This window comes from Rhodococcoides navarretei, assembly GCF_038069675.1.
Taxonomy (GTDB): domain Bacteria; phylum Actinomycetota; class Actinomycetes; order Mycobacteriales; family Mycobacteriaceae; genus Rhodococcoides; species Rhodococcoides navarretei.
The window spans coordinates 2156792-2181042 of the sequence record NZ_JBBPCN010000001.1; the positions used below are offsets into that span (position 1 = coordinate 2156792).

General features: G+C 66.2%; 22 protein-coding genes. 10 read left to right on the plus strand and 12 right to left on the minus strand.

From position 1 onward, the window contains the following. Window positions 1–3: 3 nt before the first annotated feature. Window positions 4–1809 carry an AMP-dependent synthetase/ligase gene (locus AABD04_RS10390; RefSeq protein WP_341441123.1) on the minus strand — a complete coding sequence of 602 codons (1806 nt, stop codon included), beginning with the start codon at window positions 1807–1809 and terminating at the stop codon, window positions 4–6. Window positions 1810–1944: 135 nt separating this feature from the next. Here AABD04_RS10390 and AABD04_RS10395 point away from each other — a divergent pair, with 135 nt between their 5' ends. The 6 genes from AABD04_RS10395 to AABD04_RS10420 all read left to right on the plus strand — a co-directional run bounded on the left by AABD04_RS10395 (window position 1945) and on the right by AABD04_RS10420 (window position 6599). Next, entirely contained in the window at window positions 1945–2337 is a 393-nt protein-coding gene (locus AABD04_RS10395) for a polyketide cyclase / dehydrase and lipid transport (protein ID WP_243595018.1), read from the plus strand. Window positions 2338–2472: 135 nt separating this feature from the next. After that, on the plus strand, window positions 2473–2907 hold the full coding sequence (locus AABD04_RS10400) for an SRPBCC family protein (RefSeq protein WP_243595017.1): 435 nt from the start codon (window positions 2473–2475) through the stop codon (window positions 2905–2907). Between the two features lie 29 nt (window positions 2908–2936). Then, window positions 2937–4163, plus strand: a complete 1227-nt coding sequence (locus AABD04_RS10405) for an ArsA family ATPase (protein WP_341441124.1) — start codon at window positions 2937–2939, stop codon at window positions 4161–4163. A 31-nt stretch (window positions 4164–4194) separates the two neighbouring features. Beyond that, window positions 4195–4659 carry a hypothetical protein gene (locus AABD04_RS10410; protein ID WP_341441125.1) on the plus strand — a complete coding sequence of 155 codons (465 nt, stop codon included), beginning with the start codon at window positions 4195–4197 and terminating at the stop codon, window positions 4657–4659. Window positions 4660–4717: 58 nt separating this feature from the next. Continuing rightward, on the plus strand, window positions 4718–5692 hold the full coding sequence (locus tag AABD04_RS10415) for an ROK family protein (RefSeq protein ID WP_243595014.1): 975 nt from the start codon (window positions 4718–4720) through the stop codon (window positions 5690–5692). A gap of 178 nt (window positions 5693–5870) precedes the next feature. Then, the gene (locus AABD04_RS10420; protein WP_341442999.1) at window positions 5871–6599 is read left to right on the plus strand and encodes a lysophospholipid acyltransferase family protein; all 729 of its coding nucleotides are present in this window, start codon (window positions 5871–5873) and stop codon (window positions 6597–6599) included. A 19-nt stretch (window positions 6600–6618) separates the two neighbouring features. Here AABD04_RS10420 and AABD04_RS10425 read toward each other — a convergent pair whose 3' ends face one another. Next, on the minus strand, window positions 6619–7911 hold the full coding sequence (locus AABD04_RS10425; RefSeq protein WP_423228132.1) for a glycosyltransferase 87 family protein: 1293 nt from the start codon (window positions 7909–7911) through the stop codon (window positions 6619–6621). A gap of 80 nt (window positions 7912–7991) precedes the next feature. Here AABD04_RS10425 and AABD04_RS10430 point away from each other — a divergent pair, with 80 nt between their 5' ends. Further along, on the plus strand, window positions 7992–8483 hold the full coding sequence (locus AABD04_RS10430) for a polyadenylate-specific 3'-exoribonuclease AS (RefSeq protein WP_027497365.1): 492 nt from the start codon (window positions 7992–7994) through the stop codon (window positions 8481–8483). A 45-nt stretch (window positions 8484–8528) separates the two neighbouring features. After that, window positions 8529–9914 (plus strand): class II 3-deoxy-7-phosphoheptulonate synthase, encoded by a 1386-nt coding sequence (locus AABD04_RS10435; RefSeq protein WP_094679112.1) that lies wholly within the window; start codon window positions 8529–8531, stop codon window positions 9912–9914. Here AABD04_RS10435 and pknB read toward each other — a convergent pair whose 3' ends face one another. Next, the gene (gene pknB / locus AABD04_RS10440; RefSeq protein WP_341443002.1) at window positions 9915–11894 is read right to left on the minus strand and encodes a Stk1 family PASTA domain-containing Ser/Thr kinase; all 1980 of its coding nucleotides are present in this window, start codon (window positions 11892–11894) and stop codon (window positions 9915–9917) included. Between the two features lie 186 nt (window positions 11895–12080). On the opposite strand from pknB, the gene AABD04_RS10445 reads away from it, so the two are divergent. Further along, on the plus strand, window positions 12081–12452 hold the full coding sequence (locus AABD04_RS10445; protein WP_243595012.1) for an Rv2175c family DNA-binding protein: 372 nt from the start codon (window positions 12081–12083) through the stop codon (window positions 12450–12452). Here the strand turns inward: AABD04_RS10445 and AABD04_RS10450 are convergent. The 4 genes from AABD04_RS10450 to AABD04_RS10465 all read right to left on the minus strand — a co-directional run bounded on the left by AABD04_RS10450 (window position 12449) and on the right by AABD04_RS10465 (window position 17932). Continuing rightward, window positions 12449–13414, minus strand: a complete 966-nt coding sequence (locus AABD04_RS10450; RefSeq protein WP_341441126.1) for a phytoene/squalene synthase family protein — start codon at window positions 13412–13414, stop codon at window positions 12449–12451. The two genes, AABD04_RS10445 and AABD04_RS10450, sit on opposite strands and share 4 nt — an antisense overlap. 11 nt (window positions 13415–13425) lie before the next feature. Continuing rightward, window positions 13426–15069, minus strand: coding sequence for an alpha-(1->6)-mannopyranosyltransferase A (locus tag AABD04_RS10455; RefSeq protein ID WP_341441127.1), 1644 nt, complete (start codon window positions 15067–15069; stop codon window positions 13426–13428). Window positions 15070–15227: 158 nt separating this feature from the next. Further along, window positions 15228–16811: a phytoene desaturase family protein gene (crtI, locus tag AABD04_RS10460; RefSeq protein WP_341441128.1), complete on the minus strand. Its 1584-nt coding sequence runs from the start codon at window positions 16809–16811 to the stop codon at window positions 15228–15230. Between the two features lie 11 nt (window positions 16812–16822). After that, the gene (locus AABD04_RS10465) at window positions 16823–17932 is read right to left on the minus strand and encodes a polyprenyl synthetase family protein (RefSeq protein WP_423228133.1); all 1110 of its coding nucleotides are present in this window, start codon (window positions 17930–17932) and stop codon (window positions 16823–16825) included. A 198-nt stretch (window positions 17933–18130) separates the two neighbouring features. Here AABD04_RS10465 and AABD04_RS10470 point away from each other — a divergent pair, with 198 nt between their 5' ends. Next, a complete protein-coding gene (locus tag AABD04_RS10470; protein ID WP_341443004.1) occupies window positions 18131–19057 on the plus strand; it encodes a methylenetetrahydrofolate reductase in 927 nt (308 codons plus the stop codon). A gap of 6 nt (window positions 19058–19063) precedes the next feature. Here AABD04_RS10470 and AABD04_RS10475 read toward each other — a convergent pair whose 3' ends face one another. From AABD04_RS10475 to AABD04_RS10495, 5 genes are read right to left on the minus strand one after another with little or no spacing between them, the layout of a single operon-like run. Further along, window positions 19064–20233 (minus strand): glycosyltransferase family 2 protein, encoded by a 1170-nt coding sequence (locus tag AABD04_RS10475; protein WP_341441129.1) that lies wholly within the window; start codon window positions 20231–20233, stop codon window positions 19064–19066. Further along, window positions 20230–20985, minus strand: coding sequence for an LppM family (lipo)protein (locus AABD04_RS10480; RefSeq protein WP_341441130.1), 756 nt, complete (start codon window positions 20983–20985; stop codon window positions 20230–20232). Before AABD04_RS10480 ends, AABD04_RS10475 begins: the two co-directional genes overlap by 4 nt. 27 nt (window positions 20986–21012) lie before the next feature. Continuing rightward, a complete protein-coding gene (locus tag AABD04_RS10485; RefSeq protein WP_341441131.1) occupies window positions 21013–21855 on the minus strand; it encodes a carotenoid biosynthesis protein in 843 nt (280 codons plus the stop codon). Beyond that, entirely contained in the window at window positions 21852–23459 is a 1608-nt protein-coding gene (locus AABD04_RS10490; RefSeq protein ID WP_341441132.1) for a phytoene desaturase family protein, read from the minus strand. The genes AABD04_RS10485 and AABD04_RS10490 overlap by 4 nt, the downstream gene beginning before the upstream one ends. Window positions 23460–23463: 4 nt before the next feature. Next, complete coding sequence (locus tag AABD04_RS10495; RefSeq protein ID WP_341441133.1) at window positions 23464–24081, minus strand: GNAT family N-acetyltransferase; 618 nt, start codon at window positions 24079–24081, stop codon at window positions 23464–23466. Between the last annotated feature and the right edge of the window lie 170 nt (window positions 24082–24251).

A 24251-nucleotide genomic window follows, 5' to 3' on the forward strand; every position in this document is an offset into this window, starting at 1 on the left:
CGGCTACCGCGCGTAGATCGACTCGATGTCGTCGGCGTACGTCGACGTGATGACGTTGCGCTTGAGCTTCATCGTGGGCGTCAACTCGCCGTTCTCCTCCGAGAAGTCATGGGGGAGCAGTCGATACTTCTTGATGGATTCCGCATGCGAGACGGACCTGTTGGCGTCGGCTACGGCAGCGTCTATCTCCGCGATGAGATCGGGGTCGGTCCGTAGATCCGCGGCAGTGGCTTCGGAGTCCTTGCCGTGGGCGGACTTCCAGCGATCGAACGCCTCCGGGTCGAGGGTGATGAGTGCGCCGATGAAGGGCTTCTGATCGCCCACGACGACTGCTTGACTGATCAGTGCACCCGCCCGAAGCTGGTCTTCGAGGCCGGCCGGGGATACGTTCTTGCCTCCTGCGGTGACGATCAGTTCCTTCTTGCGACCGGAGATCGTGATGTAGCCGTCGTCGTCGACGGAACCGAGATCGCCGGTGCGGAACCAACCGTCGTCGAGCGACTCTGCCGTCGCGGACTCGTTGCGCCAGTAGCCGTCGAACACCACCGGTCCGCGGAGTTGGATCTCACCGTCCTCGGCAATGCGCACGGTGTTGCCGGGCAGTGGACGTCCGACGCTGCCGACTCGTTGGAATCCGATCGTGTTGACCGCGAAAGCCGCGGTGGTTTCGGTCAGCCCGTAGCCCTCGTAGATCGTCACGCCGATACCCCGATAGAAGTGGCCGAGACGGGCACCGAGCGGGGCTCCGCCGGAGATCGCCAGCTCGCACTTGCCACCGAGCGCTGCCCGAAGCTTGCCGTACACCAACTTGTCGAACACGGTGTGCTTGGCGCGCAACACGATTCCCGGTCCACCGGTGTCCTGGGCTTCACTCCACGCCACCGCACATTCGGTGGCGAGGTCGAAGATCTTGCCCTTACCGTCGGCGTGCGCCTTCTGCTTGGCGGTGTTGAAGACCTTCTCGAACACTCGCGGCACCGAAAGGATGAAGTCCGGTTGGAACGTGCCGAACGTCGCGACGAGATTCGGAATATCGTTGGTGTGGCCAAGGGTGACTCCCGCATCGAACGACGCGATGGACACCGCGCGTGCCAGGACGTGTGCGAGGGGTAGGAACATCAGGGTGCTTCGGCCCTGTGTCATCAGCGATTTCAGTGACGTTTCGCGAATGCCGAGCGATTCGGCGAGCAGATTGGCATGGGTCAGTTGAACGCCCTTGGGGCGACCGGTGGTGCCGGAGGTGTAGATCAACGTGGCCGGGTCCGACGAGCGGAGTGCCGAAACCCGCTGGTGCACGACCTCTTCGGAGATCGAGGCAGCGCCGTCGGTCAAAGCCTGGACAGCGTCGGCACCGGCGGAGTTCTCGATCACGAACGTCTGTCGTACCGACGGCGCAGCTGCCACAACGGATGTGGTCTCCTGCACGTGTGCGTCGTTCTCGAGTATGAGCAGCACCGGCTCGGCGTCCTCGAGGATCCACTCCACCTGCCCGGCCGAGGACGTCTCGTAGATCGGGACCGTCACGCCGCCCGCCGCCCAGATCGCGTAGTCGATCACCGACCACTCGAATCGCGTCGAGGACATCAGTGCCACCCGATCGCCTTGCTCGATGCCTGCGGCGATCAGCCCCTGGGCCACTCCGACCACCAGTCGCTCGAACTCGTTGGCAGTGACATCGACCCACTGCCGGTCGACCGAGCGGCGGAACACCACCGCGTCCGGTGCGGTGCGGGCACGATCGAACACGGTATCGACAGCCGAGTCGGTGTCCGCGATGGCGTACTTTGCGGCGGCGGTGAACTCGCGCACGGAAATTACCTCCGGATAGAACGGGGAGAACGAAAGTCGATAGCTCGGCTTCACAGATACTGTAGACCCGGCTTCGGGGCGCTCGAATACACCTCGACCCGCACAGCGTCGGACTCGATATGTGAAGCTCTGACGATGAGCAGTATTCAAGTTGCGGATCAGACATTCGTGGCCGCCCCAGGGGAGCAGGTGGCGCTGGCATTCGCCTCGCCCGAGCGGTGGCGTCGGTGGTGGCCGGATCTGAACCTGACCGTCACCGAGGACCGCGGTGCGAAAGGAATTCGCTGGGCGGTGCGCGGCGGCGTCGTCGGAACCATGGAGCTGTGGCTCGAGCCCGCACTCGACGGTGTGATCGTGCATTACTTCCTACATGCCGAGTCGACGGGAGACATCGAGTCGGCGGTGCTGCAGCACCGCCGTCGGGTTGCCGGCCGTGCGATGACGTTCGAGCTCAAGGGAGAGCTGGAGGCCGGCCGGTCTGCAGGTGAGGCCCCCCAACACACAGTGTCGAGTTCAGCTGGCGATTGAACCGCGCGGTACGGTCGGCGGGTTCGCATTGTGCGTCGGCTGATCGATCGTGTGAGATGGATCTGCCGCGAGTTCCAACGGCACCGAAGCGAACGAAGCGGATCGAAATACCCGAGAGGAAGCGGACGAGTAGTCATGGCGGAGAAAACCCAGAGGTCGATCGTCGTCGAAGCCCCACCGAGCCGGGTCATGGACGTCATCGCCGACTTCGACGCGTACCCCACGTGGGTGTCGGCCGCGAAATCCGTCGAGGTCCTCGAAGTGGGCAAGGACGGCCGCGGCAAGCGTGTCAAGTTCGTGCTGGACGCGGGCATGGTGAAGGACACCTACGAACTCGAATACGACTGGGCAGCCGACGGAACTGCGGTCTCGTGGAACCTCGTGTCGGGTGAAATGCAGAAGTCCCAGAACGGCTCGTACACGTTACGCGAGACCGGCAGCGGCACCGACGTCACGTACGAGCTCACCGTCGACCTGAACATTCCGATGATCGGTCTGTTCAAGCGCAAAGCAGAGAAGGTCATCACCGATACTGCACTCAAGGAATTGAAGAAGCGGGTCGAAGGCTGAGCGACGCTCGCACCGAGCCCCGCACCACGGTGTTGCTGTTTCTCGGCAAAGGTGGTGCGGGCAAGACGACGTTGGCGGCAGCGTCGGGGCTTCGCCTCGCGCAGGCCGGTGAACGGGTGCTGATCGCCTCCATCGATCAGGCGCACTCGCTGGTCGACGTCTTCGCGGGGGACGCGGGTACCGAAGATCCGTCCGGGATTCGTTCGATCGCACCCGGCCTCGACATTGTCGAGATCGACACACTGGCTCTGCTCGAGGCGCGATACCGCGGACTGGGAGCGTTGATGGCCGTGGCGTCCACGGGCCACGAGCACGGGGTTAGCTTCGGGGCTATCGAGCCGGAGGAGCTGCTCGGCCTGGCCGGAGTCGAAGAGTTGTTGGGGATGCACGAGATTCGCCGTCTGGCCGACGAGAATCGCTGGGACACAGTAATAGTCGATCTTCCTGCATCGGCGGATGCCCTACGCACGCTGCACTTGCCCGACACCGTTGCCGCGTATGTCGAGCGAATCTGGCCGCTGCACGCTCGGATGGTCGCAGGCACCGGTTCCGATGTGCGCCTCACCCTCGTGGTGGCGATGATCGAGCGGATCCTCGCTGAGGTCGATTCCGTCCGGTCCCTGATCACCGACTTCGATCGCACCGGGGCGACCGTGGTCGTCACCGCCGAACAGCTCTCGGTCGCCGATGCGGAAAGAACGCTGTCGGCCGCCGCTCTGCTCGGAATCGGAGTCGACCGCGTGCTGATCAACAAAGTGCTGCCGAGGCTCAACTCGACGTCGATCGGTCTGGTGGGCGCGCATCCGGCTGTGTTCTGGTTCGAGCGGTGGCGAGCCGCCCAGCTGGACGCGGTCGGCGAACTGCGCCGACGCATCGGAACGGTGCCCATCGTGGAGGTGGAGCACGCCGCCGGTGAACCGGTAGGGTTGCAGTCCTTGCAGGATGTGGCCGATCGCCTCGAACCGGACTCCCTCGAACGGCACGCGCCGGGCCGGGGTGAGCAGCCTTCGGTGGTGCTCGAGTCGGGTCGCGGACTCGAATCCGTCTATGCGATGAGAATGCTGCTGCCGGTTGCGGATTCGACGACCTTGGGCTTGGGGCGAGTGGAGGACGACTTGATAGTGAGTGCCGACGGGAGGCGACGGCGCATCAAATTGGCGTCGGTGCTGCGTCGGTGCGTCGCGGACTCCGCCGAACTCGACGGACCGTGCCTGGTGGTGCGTTTTCGTCCGAACCCCGACGTGTGGCCGCTGTGACCCGTCCTGCCCTGACAGTCGGGGGGTCTCGATGACCTCGGACCATTCCGAGCTGGGGGCGGACCTGCTGGCCCTGGCCGACACCGTACTGACCCGGCTCGAACCCATCCTCCGTCGCGTCGCCGAGACACAGCAGGATCGTGACCAACAGGGATGCAGTTGGTGCCCGGTCTGCGCACTCGCGGCGATGTTGCGTGGGGAGCGCCACGATCTCGTCGAGCTCGTGGCCTCGGAAGGGGCCGTGGTGATTGCGCTCCTGCGTCAACTGCTCGCCGATCACACCACCTCCGGGACGACGAACTCGGGAGCACACACTCCTCCCACCCCGCCGTCGACGGAGCCCGAGCCCGGCGCTCCCGGTACCACCGCCACCGATCCCGCCGAGGTCGCAGACGTGTCGATCGACACGAAATTGCAGGATGACCGCCAGGCCTCGTTCGTTCCGATTACCGTTCGAGTGAACAATTCGCGCTCGGACGAACAGGACCGTCCGTGATCGGCGCAGCGACTCGGGTGCAGGCCGCGTGAGGGACGGCCGAGGAAGGCATGAACGAATGAAGCGGCACCACCAGCGGCTGACGGTCGGTATCGACGTGGGCGGGACGAGCCTGCGCGCGTCTGTCGTCGACGAGGACGGCCAAGTGCTCGACTCGACGGCCGCACCCACGCCGCACACGGCTCGCGCGCTCGAACGCGGTCTCGACCGGGCCGTGCAGGAGCTGGCCGGGCGACACGACATCACGGCCGTCGGGCTCGCCGTCGCGGGGTTCATCGACTCCGACCGCACGACGGTTCTCTTCGCACCGCATCTGCCGTGGGTGAACACCCCGGTGGCGACCGAGATGAGCATGCGCATCGGTCTGCCGGTGTTGCTCGAGCACGACGCCAATTCTGCTGCCTGGGCCGAGTATCGCTTCGGTGCCGCATCCGGGGGCCGCAACGTGGTGATGGTGGCCATCGGCACCGGAATCGGTGCGGCGCTGTTGATCGACGGCAGGATCTATCGGGGTAGCCATGGCGTGGCACCGGAACTCGGTCACATCCAGGTCGTGCCGGACGGCCGGGCATGCCCCTGCGGCAAGCGCGGTTGTTGGGAGCGTTATTGCAGCGGCACCGCGCTGGTGGACACCGCAGTCGAGTTGCTCGCAGCGGACCCGTCGTCCTCGACGACTTTGGCACGTGAGGTGTTCCTCGATCCGGGTTCTCTGACCGGCCGCCGAATTGCCAGTGCAGCGCACGACGGTGACGAGATAGCCCGCCGCACCATGGAGGACTTCGCGCAGTGGCTCGGTGTCGGGCTCTCGATGGTCAGCGACGTGTACGACCCCGATCTGATCGTGTTGGCCGGTGGAGTGGCGACGTCGTCGAGCCAGTTCCTGGCCCGAGCGACCGACAAGTACGCGGAGTTGGTGACCGGTGCGGGGCATCGACCGCTGGCTCGTATTCGCAGCACTCAACTCGGCGAGGCAGCGGGCATGATCGGGGCCGCGGAGTTGGCCCGAGCGCAGTTCGTCACCGGGGTTCGCTGACTGCTCGGACGTGCTACCAGTGACGTCTGTCCCGGAGTCGGCGATGATGTGGCTGGTGTCATAAACCGTGGGTACAGTTCACTACGCGGCACGGTTCGAGGATGCACGGCCGCAGTCGATTCGCTGAGGAGCGACGCGGCACCAAACGATTTCCCGACCATCATCAGGGAGCATGTCAATGTGGTACTGGCTGGTTAAGTACATTTTCGTCGGCCCCCTTCTCATCGCCCTGGGTCGGCCGACGATCGAGGGTGCGGAGAACATCCCGACGGAGGGTCCGGTCATTCTGGCCAGCAACCACAAGGCCGTTCTCGATTCCTTCTACCTTCCGCTCAAGACGCCTCGACGCATCACCTTCCTCGCCAAGAGCGAGTACTTCACCGGATCGGGGCTCAAGGGCGCGTTCCAGAAGTGGTTCTTCACCGCCGTCGGGCAGGTGCCGATCGATCGCACCGGAGCCGACGCGGCGCAGGATGCGCTCAACGCAGGCGTGCGGGTGATCGAAGCGGGCAAGGTTCTCGGTATCTACCCCGAGGGCACGCGATCACCCGATGCGCGGCTGTACAAGGGCAAGACCGGGATGGCGCGTCTGGCACTGCAGACCGGCGTCCAGGTGATTCCGGTAGCGATGATGGGTACCGAGAAGATGAACCCGATCGGTTCGCGAGTCTGGCGTCCGGCAAAGGTCACCATCCGGATCGGGAAGCCCATCGATTTCTCGCGCTTCGAGGGCATGGCCGGAAACCGTTTCGTCGAGCGTGCCGTCACCGACGAGGTGATGTACGACCTGATGTTGCTTTCCGGTCAGGAGTACGTGGACGTGTATGCCGCATCGCTGAAGAAGGCTGCACCGAAAGAGGAGTCCGCTCCGGCCGCGCGGCGTATCCCGGATTCCAAGGCCAGCTAGCCCCGCAGGATAAGCGCGATCAGCGGGTGGCGTTCTCGCCGACGATCGCAGTGGCTCGATCGGACCAGCTGATCGAGGCGAGTGCGACGATCGAGGCCAGGGCCCACCACACGTAGCCCGATGCGGCGAACTGATCGAGCAGAGGCCAACCGAGCCCGCTCCATCGGCCCTCGCCGAGCTTCCAGTGCGGCGGGTAGAGCATCAACGCCAGCCCGACGGCCACGAGAGTGCCCAGCAGCGCACTGCGGCGGCGGTAGCCGAGGACGGCGAGCACCACGGTGAACGGAATGGCCCACACCCAGTGGTGTGACCAGGAGACCGGCGACACCAGCAGGCCGAACATTGCGTTGATCGTCAGCGCGAGCGCAGTCTCGCCTGCGGCGAACGCCTTGCGCATCGCCACCGCCGCGATGGCGAGCACCACCACCGACAACGCTATCCACAGGATCGAACGGGGCACTTCGTCCAACCCGAGCCGCGCGAGCACTCCGGTGATCGACTGGTTGGGCGGGTAGGCCGGGCCGCCGATCCGGTCGGAATCGATGATCGTCTCGGTCCAGTACTTCACCGAGTCCGACCACGTCAGTGCGAAACCTATGGCGGTGAACACCGCAAAACTCAGCACCGACACCACCGCAGCTCGAAAGTCCTTGCGCAGCAGGAAGTACAGCACGAACACCGCGGGCGTGAGTTTGATCGCGGCCACGAGACCGATCAGCAAGCCTCGGGGCCACGGCGTCTTCTTCGGTAGGCAGTCGAGTGCGACGAACGCCATCAACACGATGTTGATCTGCCCGTAGTTCAACGTCGAGGTGACCGGTTCGAGGAGCAGCACGGCCCCGGCGAACACCGCTCCGGCGGACCACCACACGAGCGTGCGGGGACGAACCCCGAGCGAGGTGAGGGTCACCACGACGGTCATCAGCAGCAAGAGCAGGGACAGCGTGGTCACCACGATCGAGGCGGCGTGCAGCGACACCGTCGACAGCGGGCTGAAAATCGCCGCGGAGATCGGGGGATAGGTGAAGGGCAGCGTCGTACCGGTCGCGATCGGTGGCAGTTGACCGTAGAGATCCCCACCCTCGGCGAACACCTGACCGCCGAGCCGATACACGTCCAGATCGAGTCGGTAGTGCTCACCGATCGTGCGCAGCCCCGGAAAGCCATTGAGGTGGAATGCAACGCCGACGGCAGCGGCGATCAGGACGAGGAGCCTGCTCGACGCGACCGCCCAACTCGGCCACCGGCGTCGCGTCGGCCCAGCCGGTTCCGAGGCCTCGGCGACCGGACGGTTGGTGTCGGGCGAAGTCACTGGCTTTCCCTTTCAGGGCTGTTCGGATCGGGGCTACCGGTACGTGGGGGACGTGTCGGGGACGCGCTAGGGTGAGCCGCGTGCGCTACTTCTACGACACAGAGTTCATCGAGGATGGTCGCACAATCGAGTTGGTCTCGATCGGTGTGGTGTCGGAGGACGGTCGCGAGTTCTATGCGGTGTCCTCCGAGTTCGACCCCGAGCGAGCGGGCCGATGGGTTCGACGCAACGTACTACCCAAGCTGCCACCGTACTCGTCGCCGCTGTGGATGAGCCGGTCCAGAATCCGAGACGAGCTGCTCGAATTCCTGGTCCCGCATTACGGTGCCGAGGTCGAACTGTGGGCGTGGGTGGCGGCGTACGACCACGTGGCGCTCTGTCAGCTGTGGGGCTCGATGACCGAGTTGCCGCGCTCGTTGCCGCGGTTCACCCGTGAGCTGCGCCAGCACTGGGAGGATCGCGGCAGTCCCGAGTTGCCGTCGGTGCCTGACGACGCTCACGACGCGCTGGCCGACGCGCGGCACAATCTGGCGAAGTTCCAGGCGATCGAGGAGTACTCGTACCGCGGGTGAACACCCGTTGTCCTGCGGCGTCGGCGGTACGAATATCCTGTAGAGGTGAACTGGACTGTCGACGTACCCATCGATCGCTTGCCCGACCTGCCGCCGTTGTCACCGACGCTGCGCACTCGATTGGACGATGCGTTGGCCAAGCCGGCTGCGCAGCAACCTCAGTGGGATCCGGAGCACGCTGCCGACATGCGCAAGGTGCTCGAGAGCGTTCCTCCGATCACCGTCGCCGGTGAGGTGGAGGCGTTGTCGGACAAGCTCGCTGCTGTCGCACGCGGCGAAGCGTTCCTGCTCCAGGGCGGCGACTGCGCAGAGACGTTCGTCGACAACACCGAACCGCACATCAAAGGCAACATCCGTACGTTGCTGCAGATGGCCGTGGTGCTCACCTACGGCGCGAGCATGCCGGTGGTCAAGGTCGCCCGTATCGCCGGGCAGTACGCCAAGCCGCGTTCGTCGAACATCGACGCGCTCGGTCTGCAGTCCTACCGCGGTGACATGATCAACTCGCTCGTCGCCGACGAGAGCGTTCGCGGCCACGATCCGTCGCGACTGGTGCGCGCCTACGCCAATGCAAGCGCAGCGATGAATCTGGTCCGTGCACTGACCGGTGCCGGCATGGCGGATCTGCACAAGGTGCACGACTGGAACCGCGAGTTCGTCGCCCAGTCGCCCGCCGGTGCCCGCTACGAGGCGCTCGCGGGGGAGATCGATCGCGGACTGCGCTTCATGGATGCCTGCGGCGTCTCGGACCCCAACCTGCACACCGCGCAGATCTTCGCCAGCCACGAAGCACTCGTCCTCGACTACGAGCGTGCGATGCTGCGGCTGGACAACACCGACGATCACCCCAAGCTGTACGACCTGTCCGCGCACTTCCTGTGGATCGGCGACCGCACCCGCCAGCTCGACGGGGCGCACATCGCGCTGGCCGAGCTGATCTCCAACCCGATCGGCCTCAAGATCGGGCCCACGACCACGCCCGAGATGGCCGTCGAGTACGTCGAGCGGCTCGACCCGACCAACAAGCCGGGACGTCTGACCCTGATCTCACGCATGGGCAACGGCAAGGTGCGCGACATCCTGCCCGCCATCATCGAGAAGGTGCAGGCCACCGGCCACCAGGTCATCTGGCAGTGCGATCCGATGCACGGCAACACCCACGAGGCCTCGACCGGCTACAAGACGCGGCACTTCGACCGCATCGTGGACGAGGTGCAGGGCTTCTTCGAGGTGCACAACGGCCTCGGAACGCATCCGGGCGGAATTCACGTCGAACTGACCGGCGACGACGTCACCGAGTGCCTCGGCGGCGCCCAGGACATCTCGGATCTCGACCTCGCCGGTCGCTACGAGACCGCCTGCGACCCGCGTCTGAACACACAGCAGAGCATCGAACTGGCGTTCCTCGTCGCCGAGATGCTCCGCGACTGATCAGGGCAGCGAGACGACCATGACCTCGGAGCCCGGTTCCACCCGAGAACCGGCTCCGGGGCTCTGGGTGATGACAAGAGACCCGTCGGTGTCCACCACCTGACGGACGTCGATGGTCAGACCCAACGCCGCGAGCGTGGTCCGGGCCGAGCCGACCGACCGACCCAGTAGCGAGGGCACGGTGACGGCGTTGGACACCTCCAGCACCGCGGTGGACCCGGATCGCACCGTCTGACCGGCTTCCGGCGTGGTTGCGATCGCCTTGCCGCCATCGGTGTCCTCGTCGAACGTCTCCTGCACCTCGCCGACGGTGATGCCCACCGACTCCAGCGTCGTTCGGGCCTGGTCGACGCTTTGGCCGCGTACGTCGGGCACCTCGACCGGCGGCGCTCCCTTGCTGCGCAGCACCGTGACCGCGGTTCCGGTGGACAGCACGGTGCCGGGCGGTGGGTCCAGTGCTGCGACCCCGCCGATCGGAGCGGACGTGCTGAAGGCCTCGCCGCCGTCGACGGGTGTGAACGTTCGGTCTCTCAGTTGCTGTTCCATGTCTGCGACGGATGCGTCCGCGTCGATGGAAGGAACGGTGGGGCGACCCAGAGACACCAGCAGATACACCGTGTCGCCCTTGGCGATTCGTGATCCGCCGGTGGGATCGGTGCCGATGAGAAGGTCGGTGTCCACCGAGTCGGAATAGGTTCCGCGCACCGCGGCCTCGAGTCCGGCGGCCTCGACGGCGCTGGTGGCACCGGTGGTGTCGAGCCCGTCGACCAACGGGACGGCGGTGTAACGACCGGACCCCATCCACCATCCGCCGAGCCCGACGAGTACCGCAAGCAGTGCGACGACGAGCAACCAGACGACGATCGCCCGGCGCGAGCGTCGGCGATCGGCGTCGAAGTCGGGGAACTCGTACTGCCGTCTGCCGGTCGGGGGAGGCCCGGCGGGCGGCGCATCGAAGTTGTCCGAGCCGTGGTCGACGTCTCGGGATGTGGGCGAGGTGACGACACGGGTGTGCTGCACCCCGTGTTGTGGGGGCGGCGGGGAATCCTGGGCCACTGGGGTGTGTGCGGTCGGCGGACGGTTGCCTGCGACCGTCGTCGGCGCTCCGGCCGCTGCCGAGCTGAGGTGTTCGGCAGAGCGCTTGGGCGCGGGCACTCGGTACTCGGGTAGCGCGAGCGCCGATGCGGCGGCGCGGACTGCACGGGCCATGTCGTCGGCGTTGCGGTATCGGTGTTCGGGGGCGCGGACGGTGGCGCGCTGGACCACCTCGTCGAACTGTGGGGGAACGCCGGCGATGAGGGTGGAGGGGAGCGGTACGTCGTTGTCGATGCGCTGGTAGGCGATGGACAGTGAGGTGTCGCCGGTGAACGGTGTGCGTCCGGTCAGCAGCTCGAACAACACGACGCCGACGCCGTAGACGTCGCTGCTCGCGGACGCGGAGCCGGTGGTGACCTGCTCGGGAGACAGGTACGCGGCGGTGCCCAGAATCACACTGCTCGACGTCACGGTGGAGGCCGCGATGGCTCGGACGAGTCCGAAGTCGGCGATCTTCACGTCGCCGTCGTCGCTGATCAGGATGTTCTCAGGCTTGATGTCGCGGTGCACCAGACCGGCTCGGTGGGCGACTGCGAGCGCGTCGAGAACCGGCCGGATGACGGCCGCTGCGGCGTGCGGCGGCATCGGTCCCCGCTCGCGCAGCAGCTCACGCAGAGTTCCGCCCTCGACGAGTTCCATGACCAGGAAGGCGTGTTCGCCGTCGCGGCCGTGATCGTGGACGGCGACGAGGCCGGGGTGGCTGAGTCTGGCCACGGCCCGAGCCTCGAACTCGAAGCGCTGGACGAACTGCGGGTCCTCGGCGAACTTCGGGTCCATGATCTTCACTGCAACGGGGCGGTCGAGCCTGGTGTCGAGTCCGCGGTAGACCGTCGACATACCACCGCGCGCGATCGGTGCGTCTATTCGGTATCGACGATCGAGCATCGAACCCGGTATCACCGAACCTCCCCTCGTCGTCCACTCGTGTTCCGGCTTTCGGTGCCGGATGCTGAAGTCGATCGTATCGGTGCCGGGGATGCCGACCGACGATCGTGGCTCGTGTCCACGGTCCTGCCAAGCCGGACGTGACGTTTTTGAAGTCTGGACGCCGGACCCGTTAACGTTACCTGCGTGAGTGCCATTCCCTACGCCGACGACGTGCTCGATCCGTCGGTGTCTTTGCTGCAGTTCGCCGATGTCGCGAAGATCCTCGACGTTCCCAAGACCCGCGTCGAACAGCTCATACGCGACCGCCAGTTGCTCGCTCTCAAGCGTTCGCGCGTGCCCGGTGTGCCGGAGCAGTTCCTCGACACGACCAAGGGCACCATCGTCAAGGGTCTGCCCGGTCTGCTGGCCGTGCTGCACGACGGCGGGTACGAGGACGAGGAAATCCTGCGGTGGCTGTTCACCGAGGACGAGAGCCTGCCCGGTGCGCCCGTCGCCGCTCTGCACGGTGACCTGATGCGCGAAGTGATCAGGCGCGCACAGGCGATGGCCTTCTAGCGAACCGTCGCGCGCTTGAAGCCGGTGACGGCGAACTGCGGAAGCGCGACGCGCGCTCGGGTCCACTGCGGCACCGTCGCACGTTGGGAGAGCACGCGGTAGCCCTGCGACTCGACCTCGGTGAGTATGCGGCCGTACAGGATCGACGCGGTGCGCATCGACGGTCGCACGCGCGGATCCAGCATCTCGATACCCGCGTCGGACGTCCGATAGATCGAGCGGGTGACGGCGATCAGGTGCGCGAGCGCTCTGGTGACCCTGGCGTCGACATTCCCGGTGGTGCGGCACCACCGCAGGAGATCTTCGTCGACGCCGAACGCCGCCAGTTCGTCGGTGGGGAGGTATATGCGGTCGCGATCGAGGTCCTCGCCCATGTCGCGGATGAAGTTGGTCAGCTGGAACGCCTCGCCCAACGCTGCGGCGGGGGGCTCGGCCTCCGCCCGCTCGACGACGGTTCCCAGGATCGGCAACATCTGCAGCCCGATGACCGCAGCGGAGCCGTACATGTATTCGCGCAACTGCTCCATCGTGCGGTAACGCGAGACGAACATCGGACTACCAGGAATGTCCATGCGCATCGAGTGCATGAACGCGAAGAAGTAGTCGTGTGGAATGTCGTAGCGCTTCACGGTGTCGCACAGTGCGCTCAATACCTGATCGGAGACGCTGTTGGACAACGGCTTTCCGGCCAAGGCGTCGCGCACCCGGGATTCGATCACGTCGAGTTCGACGATGCGACGGGCATTGAGTTCGTCGGAGCCCACCGCGATGTCGGTGCCCTCGAGGTCGACGATGTCGTCGACCATCCTGGCGAACCCGTAGAGCGCGTGGACGCCCGCGCGCTTGTCGGTAGGGAGCAGACGAGTGGCGAGGAAGTACGTCTTGCCGTGTTGGGCGTTGAGTTCGCGACAGACTCGATACGCCTCGTGCAGCGTCGGGTCTATACCGTCCAGTTCTCTCATCACGCGGGCCCTCATGACGTGGATTCGTCTCCGGTCGGTTCCGTAGCGGGTGTCTTGGGAGCGTTCGGCACGGCTCGGTGTTCCCTGGACCGGTCCGATCGTAAACGCAGCGGATCCACCCGTGTCAGTGCGAGCGCGGCCACGACTGCCGCGAAGACCGCCAGTGCGACGTGTCCGAATGTGTAGAGGCCGATCGAACCGTCGGGTTGAAAGACGAGCATGAGCCACGTCGACAGACCCGTCAGGATCATCAGGGTCGTGCGCGAGAGCGCAAATCCGGCAGCGATCGCGAGCGGCCACGAGTAATACCAGGGCAGGGCCGCGGGAGACAGGACGACGGTGGCGACCAGAGCGATGAGGATGCCCTTGACGGCATCGCGTTCGGACCTGCGGCCCAACCACCAGGCCGCGGCGAGAATGACCACCAGGGCGATGGCGCACAGCAGGCGGGTGACATCGAGAACCGGTCCGAGGCGCAGGTCGAGGAACCACGATGTGCTCACGGTCACCAGGTGCGCCAGAATCGTGGGAAGAGACAGCCAGTTGATGATCTTGGCCGAACCGGAAAGGGCGGTCAGCCAACCGATCCCGACCCCGGCGATGACCGATGCGACAGCGAACACAGCGACGAAGACGGCGGCTCCGATTCCCGCGGTCTTGGTGAACGCCAGGATCGGCGACATCGGTGTTCGGTTCTCCGCCCGCGCCTTCTCGCGCAGATGGAGCATCCAGATCCACACCAGGAAGGGCAGAGCCAGGCCTGCGGTGGCCTTGATCGCAACCGCGATCGCCACCAGTGCGATGCCGCCTACGTGGTGACGTTCGAGCGTCAGCACGATGCCCGCAGTCATCAGGCCCACCATGAGTAACTCGTTGTGCACGCCGCCGATCAGGTGAATCAACACCAGGGGGTTGAGGACGGCGAGCCAGACCGCGGTGGTTGCGCGACCGCCGAGGTGCTTCGCGAGTCGTGGGACCGCCCACATCATCAGCGCGAGACCGGGCAGCATGGTCAGGCGCAGCAACATCGTTCCGGCAATGACGTTGTCGTCGGTCAGGCTGGTGATGCCGCGAGCGAGCAACAGGAACAGCGGGCCGTACGGCGCTGTCGTGGTGGTCCACACGTTACTGACGTTGTCGAGCAGAACCCCCGGATTGGCAACGGGGCCAACTGCGTACGGATCGAATCCGTCCCGGAGCAGCGCGCCCTGCGCCAGGTAGGAGTAGGCATCGCGGCTGAACATCGGCACCGACAGCAGCAGCGGCGCGGTCCATGCCGGAACGATCCAGCGCAGTTCTCCGACGGTGGTGCGACCGTACAGAGTCGCTCGCCCCAACCGGACCCAGGCGGTGATCATGAGCAGTACGCCGACCCAGACGATGATGGTCGAGAGCACGAATCCGTGACCGAATCGCAGCCACGACAGGTGCATGTCCTCGAGGAGCGGATCGCGTCGGCGCACGCTGCCCGCACCGAAACCGCCGAACACGATGCAGACGGCCCCGACGACACCGAGAAGTGCCGCTTTGCCTTCGGGGCTGCGCAGGAAGTTTCCTGTTGCGGTCAGTCTCGACAGTCTCCGCGGAGGCGAGGATGCACTGCCGCCGTCCGACGATCGATCCTCGGAGGTGGAGTGCGACGAGATCGAAGGCATTGCCGCCTGCTCCTCCTCTGCAACGAGTTGTGGTTCGAGATGTACGCGCCGGCCGATGCGTTCTCGCCGGTCACCGAACGATCATGGTCGCAGCAATGAGCGCGACCGGCAAACGGTCGCGCTCAGCTTAGTTGGTCGACGCAGTGAATCGAGCGAACCTACCGCCCGCGGTGTCCCGTAACCCGCTCGGCGGCGAGTTTTCCCGACACCAGAACCGTGGGAACGCCCACACCCGGCGTCGTGCCCGAGCCGGCGAGCACCACGTTGTCGAGCCCGGCGACCATGTTTTTGCGTCGGAACGGCCCGGTCTGCCGAAACACGTGCGCCGACGAGAACGGCGAACCCGAGATCATGCCCTTCTGCGCCCATGTCTCGGGAGTGTCGATGTGGTCGAGCGTGAATCCGTCGAGGAGGCCCTTGTACCCCCGGCCTTCCATGGTCGTCAGGATCTCGCGGAGGTACGGCTGAGCCAACTCGCCCCATTTCAGCGGCGCGCTGTCGAGGTTGGGGCACGGTGCGAGGATCGACACCGGCTCGCAGCGGACGCCGTCGCGCTCCACCTCGAGATTCGGATCGCTCACCGACGGCCGGGTGACGAGCAGGGACGGATCGGCCATCAAGGATCCCTTGCCCGATCGTGCGGTGATCCGACGGAAGGTCTCCGCCCATTCGTCGCCGAAGTCGATGGTGTGGTGCGCGCGGGCGGGCCAGGTGGCCGTCTGCTCGACGGGAACGGTTCCGTGCGCGACGACCGCCGACGGCGATACCACGCCGTACCCGTTCCGTCGGCCCTTCTTCGACACCGAGGCCCGATCCAGGAGCCGATCGACCACGGGCAGGTCGGCGGTGAGGACGAGTGCGTCGCAGGCGATTCGCTTGCCTGCAGCGGTCACCACCGAGTCGGCCCGGCCCCGGTCGACAGTGATGTCGACGATCTCGGTACCGAGTTCGAGCGTTCCGCCTGCGGTGACGAACGCGTCGGCCATGGCCCGTGCGATGGTTGCCATGCCGCCTTCGGGAAAGAACACGCCGAGTGAAGTGTCCATGTGTGCGATGGCCCCGTAGACCGCCAGAGCTTTCTGCGGTGCCATGCCCGCATAGAGCGCCTGGAACGTGAACACGCGTCGCAGACGGGTGTCCTTCAGAAACTTGTCGACTCGTGGGCCGAGGCGGCCGAAGCCGCCCAGCTTCGTCAGCGTGGCCGTGTCGGAGATCGCGGCTTTCGATCCCACGAGATCGAGCGGCGAATCGAAGTTCGAGTCGATGAACCGATCGAACTCGGCGTCGAAGATATCGGCGAGCCAGCGCCGCAGATCGCGGTACCCCTGCGCCTCGGCGGGCCCGCAGGTGCGTTCGACCTCGGCTGCCATCGCCTCGGGATCGGCGTAGACGTCGATCGACGTGCCGTCGGCGTACCGCGTGTGGTACGACGGCGACAGTGGGGACAGCCGAATCGGCGGCGTCGTCGACTCGAAGTCGGCCCCGACGGCAGCCAAGGCCTCGAGTACCAGATTCGGCATCGTCAACACGCTCGCGCCGTTGTCGATGTCGTACAGGTGCGATCCGTCGCTGTCCGATACCGGGTATACCCCGACGCGGCCGCCCACGGTCTCGTCCCGCTCGACGATGGTGACTTTCTTTCCTGCGCCCAGCAGATGCAGGCCGGCTGCCAGGCCGGCCAATCCGGAGCCCACCACGACGACGATGTCGGTGGGGCCTGAGACCGTGCGAATGGATGACATGGCGCTCTCTTTCAGTACTGCCGCTGGATGGCGGCGGTTGCCATGGCGCGCAGATGCGCGGCCGCGACCGGTTCGATCGAACTGTTGTCGAGGGCCGCGACGGCCCGGGTGCCGAGCTCTTCTATCTGCTTCTCGACCGCCTCCACAGCGCCGAGTTCGACGAGAATCGAACGGATGTCGGCGACTTCGTCCGAGTCGAGCTCGGTACCGAGGCTGGCTCTGATCGTGGCCGCACGGTCGGGTCGAATCTCGTCGGCCTTCTGCAGCGCCAGCGCGATGAGCACGGTGCGCTTGCCCTCGGTGATGTCGTCGCCGGACGGTTTACCGGTCACCTCGGGATCGCCGAACACCCCGAGCAGGTCGTCGCGTAGCTGGAACGCGATACCGATATCTGCACCGAAGCTGCGGTAGGCAGCGATGAGCTTTTCGTCGGCGTCCGCGAGAGCTGCCCCGAGGTGCAGTGGTCGCTCTACGGTGTACGCGGCCGTCTTGTAGCGGTTGACGCGCATCGCCGCTGCCACACTCTCGTCGGTGCCTGCTTCGGCCTCGATATCGAGAAGCTGGCCGCCGAGCACCTCTGTGCGCATCGCCGACCACACCGGCTGGACTCGCCGAGCCGCGTCCGCGTCGACGCCCGACTCGCGCAGCAGATCGTCGGCCCAGCACAGGGCGAGATCGCCGACCAGTATCGCGGCCGATTCGCCGAAGTGGTTCGAGGAGCCGGACCAGCCGGCATCGCGGTGTCGCCGGGCGAAGTCGACGTGCACGGTCGGGAACCCGCGCCTCGTGCTGGACGAGTCGATGATGTCGTCGTGGATCAGGGCGCAGGCCTGGATCAGTTCGAGGGCCGAACATGCCCGCAGTACCGCGTCCGCGCGTGGACCGGTGCTGTCGCCACCGGCACCGAGCCACGCGGTCCACGCGAATGCAGGGCGCATGCGTTTTCCGCCGCGCAGGACGAACGCCTCGAGATCGGCCACCGCAGCGGGGTAACCACCGCCGACAGCGTCGACGACGGGTCGGCGAGTGGCGAAGAACTCGGCGAGCGTCGCGTCGACGGCCGTGCGCAGTCCTTTCGGATCCGTCGCGGCGGCGGGGGTGTCGACGGTGGGCGAGGACAAGTCTCCGGACAGGACGATCCTCCAAGGTTTGCTGTGGGTTACGTCGGTATCGATCCCCACAGTAATGGGCCTCGAAACCCGGCACCGATGTCCGGCGTGAGATCGACGTCGGGGAGGCCCGACGGGGCTGCGGCGGCGGCCACCTATGATCTTCGGGTGAGCGAAGAATCCGTCAGGGGGCGGTCGAGTCGAGGATTCGTGACGAGAACGCCGTCCATCGTCGATCGACTGCGAACGGAACCCGACGCCAGGATCCCGTTCTCGGTGGAGTTCTCGCCGCCGCGCGATGCCGACGCCGAGGCCAGATTGTGGCGAGCGGTTCGCGAGTTCGAACAACTCCAGCCCGCATTCGTGTCGATGACCTACGGCGCAGGTGGTTCCACTCGCGATCGGACGGTGCGAGTCACCGGTCAGATAGCCGAGGAGACCACTCTGCTTCCTGTGGCGCATCTCACTGCGGTGTCGCACAGTATCGACGAGCTGCGGTCGATGGTCGGGTCCTATGCGGACCGTGGCATCACCAACATCCTCGTCCTGCGCGGAGACCCGCCGGGAGACCCGCTCGGCGACTGGGAGAAGCATCCCCACGGAGTCGAGTACGCGGAGGAGCTCGTCCGGATGGTGCGCGATCTCGGCGACTTCCACGTCGGGGTCGCGTCGTTCCCCGAAGGACACCACCGCGCCGACGACCTGGAGCAGGACACCCGGTGCCTGGTCGGCAAGCTACGGGCGGGTGCGGAGTACTCCATCACGCAGATGTTCTTCGATGTGGACGACTATCTGCGACTGCGCGACCGAGTGTGTGCGTACGACGCCGAGCAGGGTGCCAAGCCGATCATTCCCGAGATCATGCCCATCACCTCGCTTCGGTCGGTTCGCCGGATGCTCGAGCTCTCGGGGACGACGCTGCCGACGTACCTGGACGAGAAGTTCACCCGCGCAGCCGGATCCGGCCCGGAGGAGGACCGTGCCGCCGTTCGTGAGGTGGGCATCGAACTCGCCACGAACATCGGTGAGCGCCTGATCTCCGAGGGTGCGCCCGGACTGCACTTCATCACGCTGAACTTCGCGCGCGCGACGCGCGAGGTGTTGAGCAACCTGGGGCTTGCGGCCGCCCGAGTCTGAGACGGGTCAGGGTTGTCGTGGGGGCATCGGGCGCGACTTCCACGTGAGGGAGCCGCGACGCCTGCGCACGTGGGATTCCGCGACGAGTCCGACGAACGCCAGGATCGAGACCGGATGCACCGCAGCGTCGAGTGCGTCGCCGACCCCGAATCGCGATCCCACCTCCCGACGCCGCGCGGCCATCCGAGACACAGCGCCCGCGAGGTAGCCGGCCGAACCGAGTCGACGCGCCGAACCCGAGGCGGTGATCGCCGCGATCGGCGGCAGCACGTACACGACGGACAGCGCCAGAGCCGCCGCAGTCGAACCCACCGGTCCACCGAACTCGTTCCACAACCACCTGCTGTAGCCGGACCGCAACTCCGCACCCGAGCGATACATCCGACACCGAACGAATTCCGCGCCCGACGCCACGGCCGTCGAGAAACCTCGCCGACGAAGAGCCCGTGCCAGGTCCAGGTCCTCGGTTGCGCTGGCCGCGACGCAACCGTGGCCTCCGATGGAGCGATACGCGGCGGCGTCGAAGGCCATGAACTGGCCGCAGGCTACCGCCATCGACGGGGCGAGCGTGGCATTGCTCAGTAGCACGGGAAGTGTGGACATCCACGACCATGCGAGCAGAGGCTGGACGAGCCGCTCGGCCGCGCTCTCTGCGAGCTGCTCGGGCCATGGGCACAGCAGGGCGGCACCGCGCCGCCGTAGCAGCCTGGTGGAGGCGGCGACGGCCTCGGGCTCCAGTCGAACATCGGCGTCGACGAACACGATCATCGACGCCAGCGGGTGGTCCTCGGCAGCCAGTCGCGCAAGCTCGGCGCACGCTGCAGCCTTGCCGGTCCAGCCGTTCGGGGGAGCTGCCGTCGAGGTCACGATGCGAACCCGTGGATCACCGTTCGCGGCCGCGCGAGCAGCGGATGCCGTTCCGTCGGTCGAGTCGTCGTCGAGGACGATGATCCGCAGATCGGTGCACGATCGTTGACGCGTGAGGTCGCCTATCAACGCAGGCAGAGTCTCGACTTCGTTGCGGGCGGGAATGCAGACGACGACGCGTTCGGTGACACGGTGATGCGGGGCGCGCAGACTCGGCATCGACCACGAGTTGAGCAGCGACAGCGCAGCCGACGCCGTGGCGAGCACGGTTGCGGTCGCCGTGGTTCGTGCGAGCAGGCGTTCTTTCACACAGACGTTCTGTCGGTCGAGTTCCCGGATTCGGTGCGCCGCGTTGCGCGGTTACGGAGCGGCGGGTTGCGAGACACCCACGCCATGGCACCGACGATGGCTGCAACGCCGACGGTGACTCCGCCCACGATACCGGCCCAACCGGCGAAGCTCCGAGTGTTGGGGTCGGGGTAGTTGACCTCGGCACGCATCGACGTGACCTCACCTGCCGGCAACTTCCACGAGATCGAATTGTCGCTCTCGCGGGTGCCGTTGGTGGTGCCGATTCGAGCAGGAAAGGCAATGGTGAACTGTACGTCCGAACCCTGCACCGGAACAGAGGAAAGATCGGCGTTGCCCGCCAGGGTGACTGTGTCACCCGAACGCTGCAGCGTCAGCTCGAACGATCCGGCCGCGTTCTGGAATATCGAGCCGAGCGTCTGCACATCGCCGAACGAGAGATCGTCGAACATGGCCTGTGATCCGACATACCCGTCCTGGTTGTACGGCTCGACGCGCACCTTGTCCTCGAGCGAGGAGGGAACCACCAGCTCCGGTCCGGTGTCGGAGTCCGACGTCGGCACGGCGGCCGCCACGATCTGACCTGCCACCCGGTCGTTCGCGGACACACCCATCGTGACCTGCACCCGCAGGCAACCGGCCAGCATCGGCGCGACGAGCAGCGCCAAGGCGACCACCGAGAGAACTCGGCGGCGGTGGGTTCGATGAGAGGTTCGCGATGTCGACTGCACAGCGACATCGTGCCAGGGCATCGAGTCGATGTCAGTCGGCAGGGGTTGTCAGTGAGGCGTGTCGGTACCGGAGTGATCGACGGCTGCGTTCGATCGGGGCGCACGCCATCTGTCACGACGGGCCATCCAGATCAACGGAATGCCGACGACGCCCATGACGACGAACCCGTACACCGCGGAGAATCGAAGTTCCGGACCGTCGAGGAACACTGCGTGCGCGAGTGCCGACCCCAGCCAGGTCCACAGGAACAGCCCGATGGGCACCGTGTCGTCGGACGACCGAGGGCGGCCGACGACACGGTCGATCAATTCCATGACGGCAGCCATCAGCGTGGCCACCACCAGCCAGCCGAGGTAGTTGGTCAGCGGAATCGACGGCACTCCTGGCAGCCCCACGGAACCGGCGGTCCAGGTCCACTGTCCGTCGGTGACCATCTGTGGATCGAGGTAGAGGTCCCAGCCGACCATCCCCACGGCCACCGCCACGATCCGTAGCGCCGTAGCGCGCGCGTGCGTCGTGTCGAGTCGGCGAACGACGAAGGTCACTGCGCACCAGATCGGGTAGAACCCGGCCGTCCAGGCCAGCGGAACGACGACGGGAACATCGAACAGACTCGGGCCGAGGCGATTCTGCGCGTAGTAGTACTCGCCGAACGGGATCCCGGTAGCCGTGCCGACGAGTTCGGACGCGAATCCCGTTCCGGCGGTCACGACGACGAGCAGGGCGGCCCACAGAGCACCGCGATGAAGTGCGGCGTGCGCGATCGAGGCGAGGGCGAGACACGCGACCACTGCCACGGTCACGGCGTCGCGCGTCGACCCGGACACCAGCGGGTAGACGATCTGAGCTCCGACCGCAACGACTGCGAAGACGACTGGAACTGTCCTCATTCCTGCCTCCTCCCGAAGAATGCACGACGGCGTCGTGCGCGCGCGTCGGCGACTGCGATTCTGGCCGCGGACCGACCGCTGGCCGCTGTGACACCGCCGCCCGGATGAGTCGATGCGCCGGTGAGATACAGCCCGTCGGCACCGGGGACCCGGTGACCGGCCAGTTGAGGGTGTGGGCGCCACATCATCATCTGGTCCAGCGACATGTCCAGGTGCATGATGTTGCCGCCGATCAGACCGAGCTCACGCTCGATGTCCGGCGGCGACTGAACATACCGATCCAACACCGATCCGGCGAAACCAGGTGCGTAGCGGTCCATCTCGGCCACGATTCGATCTGCTTCGTATTCGGCCAATGAACGCTCGCCCGGCACGTCCGATCGCCATCGTCGGCCGTCGGCGAGTGTGTGGGGATGCCATTGCGACCACAGGGAGATCTGGTGCTGGCCGGGCGGCGCGATGGTGGGGTCCAGGGCGCTGAACGACATGCCGAGGACAGCAGGTGTGGGCGGTAGGTCACCGGCAAGGGCGTGACCGTGGGCCAGACGTAATTGTGCGCGGTCGCGGACGAGCAGGGCGAGACCGTGGGTACCGTCCTCGATGCAGTCGGCGCTCGGATACTCCGGCAGCGCGTCCGTGGCCAACCGAACCGCTGTACCGATCCCCGGACCCACTCGTATCGTGCTGCGCCATCGAGCGATCTGTGCCGAGTCGTGTCCGCCTGCTGCGAGCAGGTCGAGGGTGGTCACGATGTGGCAGCCGGCCACGACGATGCGACTGTCGATCTCCCGTCCCGACGCGGTCCTGGTGGTCCAGCCGTGCGGGCGACGCACGAGGGTCGTGACGGCGTCTCCGAGTGTCAGTGCAGCACCGTCGCGCTGAAGGCGAGCGATCATCGCCTCGGTCAGTGCGCCGCTTCCGCCGACGGCGCGGCCGGGCGGAAGGGTGTGCATGAGAGCAGCGAAGCCGACCATCGGTGCAGTACCCGGCTCGGACATCGGCGGACCCGACTGCGCGCCGAACCACGCGAGCGCGGCCTTGAGTCGCTCGCTCGAGAACATCTCGTCCAGCAGGGAATCGCCGGTGGCGAGAAACTCACGCGAGAGCATGCTGCCGCCGTCGGGCGCGCCGAGGCCCCAGAAGGATCGGACCAGTTTCGGGCCGGTGGGTGGCCCACCGAACGCACGCATCGTGCGTTCGCTGCGGGGACCCCAGACGGAGACGAAGGTGCGGTAGGCGCGCGCGTCGGCTGCGCCGCAGGCAGCGGCGATCGAGTCGCAGGTTCGGTCGAGGTCGCGGTGGAAGACGATGCCGCGTTCGTCGGAGCCCACGGCTCCCGGCGCGAACGCCCAGGGATCGCAGTCGAGGTAGCGCAGTCCGAACTCGGCGAGTCCGAGCTCCTCGACGATGCCGGTGTGACGAATCATGATGTGCGCCGACGAACCACGGTCGACACGGTGGCCGGGAAAGCGTTCCACCGTCGACACCGCGCCACCCGCGACGGAGTCGCGCTCGAGAACCTCGACCGACATGCCGGCATCGGTCAGGTAACAGGCAGAGGTCAGGGCATTGTGGCCGGAACCCACCACCACAGCATCGATCACATCTTCAGGCTACTGGCCCGTCGAGCGGCAACCGGCGGCCCAGGACTGCGAAGGGGCGCCGGTCTCCGGCGAACGTGAAGTCCCGCAGCACGTCCTGGAAGCCGAGCCGCCGGTACAGCCGCCAGGCCCGGTTGTCCTCCTGCGCGACTTCCGGTGTGGACAACATCACGTTGGCGGCGGAGACGCCGTCGAGCAGTCGAGTGCACAGTCGGCCACCGAGGCCGTGTCCCTGAGCGCTCGGAAGGACGTGCAATTCGGTGAGCTCGAAGTAGTCCTCAAGGGTGGCCTCGACGCTGCGGGGAGAGTGCCCCGTGCGCCGCAATCCGTCGCGTACCTGCTGATGCCACCACTGATGCGCCGCGCCGTGGTAGCCGTATGCGACGGCGACCAGCGAATCCGGCTGCATCGGGTCGGCGTTCGGGAGCAATGCACCTACTGCACGCCAACCCGGCCGATGCAGATGTTCGCTCCACATCGGGGCCCTGCTCTGCTCGGTTCCACGTGGATAGCCCATGGCCTCGACGTAGATGGACAGTGCCTCGAACAGCCGCTGGCGGAATTCCGGGGGCGTCAGATCGACCAGGTACGGCGTTGTCTGCGCGTCGGTGGCGACTGTTCTCAACCTTTCTTCGGAAACTTGTCGGTGGGCACAGCTATATTGAATGTGTCGAACGGGTGTTCGATGATCGGGGCCGAGTGCGCCGGTGGCTTCGGCTCGATCGTCGAGTCGGATTCTCCGGAGTTCGACTGTAAGGCTTCGTCACGGTTCCGGCCGCGTCAGGTACGCGTCGG

Excerpts from the sequence above, each read along its gene's own strand:
- AABD04_RS10395 (WP_243595018.1), top strand. The coding sequence starts at position 1,945 with ATGAGCAGTATTCAAGTTGCGGATCAGACATTCGTGGCCGCCCCAGGG.
- AABD04_RS10400 (WP_243595017.1), top strand. The coding sequence starts at position 2,473 with ATGGCGGAGAAAACCCAGAGGTCGATCGTCGTCGAAGCCCCACCGAGC.
- AABD04_RS10410 (WP_341441125.1), top strand. The coding sequence starts at position 4,195 with ATGACCTCGGACCATTCCGAGCTGGGGGCGGACCTGCTGGCCCTGGCC.
- AABD04_RS10415 (WP_243595014.1), top strand. The coding sequence starts at position 4,718 with ATGAAGCGGCACCACCAGCGGCTGACGGTCGGTATCGACGTGGGCGGG.
- AABD04_RS10420 (WP_341442999.1), top strand. The coding sequence starts at position 5,871 with ATGTGGTACTGGCTGGTTAAGTACATTTTCGTCGGCCCCCTTCTCATC.
- pknB (WP_341443002.1), bottom strand. The coding sequence starts at position 11,894 with ATGCTCGATCGTCGATACCGAATAGACGCACCGATCGCGCGCGGTGGT.
- AABD04_RS10450 (WP_341441126.1), bottom strand. The coding sequence starts at position 13,414 with ATGAGAGAACTGGACGGTATAGACCCGACGCTGCACGAGGCGTATCGA.
- AABD04_RS10455 (WP_341441127.1), bottom strand. The coding sequence starts at position 15,069 with ATGCCTTCGATCTCGTCGCACTCCACCTCCGAGGATCGATCGTCGGAC.
- crtI (WP_341441128.1), bottom strand. The coding sequence starts at position 16,811 with ATGTCATCCATTCGCACGGTCTCAGGCCCCACCGACATCGTCGTCGTG.
- AABD04_RS10480 (WP_341441130.1), bottom strand. The coding sequence starts at position 20,985 with ATGCCCTGGCACGATGTCGCTGTGCAGTCGACATCGCGAACCTCTCAT.
- AABD04_RS10485 (WP_341441131.1), bottom strand. The coding sequence starts at position 21,855 with ATGAGGACAGTTCCAGTCGTCTTCGCAGTCGTTGCGGTCGGAGCTCAG.